Origin of the sequence: Tritonibacter sp. SIMBA_163 (assembly GCF_046535935.1) — a bacterium.
GTDB classification, from domain to species: domain Bacteria; phylum Pseudomonadota; class Alphaproteobacteria; order Rhodobacterales; family Rhodobacteraceae; genus Epibacterium; species Epibacterium scottomollicae.
This window is the reverse complement of record NZ_JAWJBP010001040.1, coordinates 1-246: the sequence shown is the minus strand read 5'-3', so window position 1 is coordinate 246 and position 246 is coordinate 1. Positions and strand designations below refer to the sequence as shown.

1 pseudogene is annotated in these 246 nt (G+C 47.2%); it reads right to left on the bottom strand.

Annotated features, from left to right (window positions below):
* A pseudogene (locus R0J92_RS25505) lies at positions 1 to 246 on the bottom strand (porphobilinogen synthase); the annotation flags it as partial.

The following is a 246-nucleotide window of genomic DNA, read 5'->3' as shown; positions in this document are numbered from 1 at the left end:
ATCATGTCCTTGATCCGAAAACGGATCGAGGGCAACATCTGTAATGACGATCATTTCAGGGACAGTTTCTTTGATGGCACGGATGGTGCGTTGAATCAGTCCATTGGGGTTATAACTTTCAGTTCCCGTTGCATCTTTTTTCTCTTCCGGAAGTGCAGGAAACAGCGCGATCGCGCAAATCCCTAATTTTGAGGCTTCTTTCACTTCCGCCAGTAACAAATCAAGGGTGTAGCGATAACTGCCCGG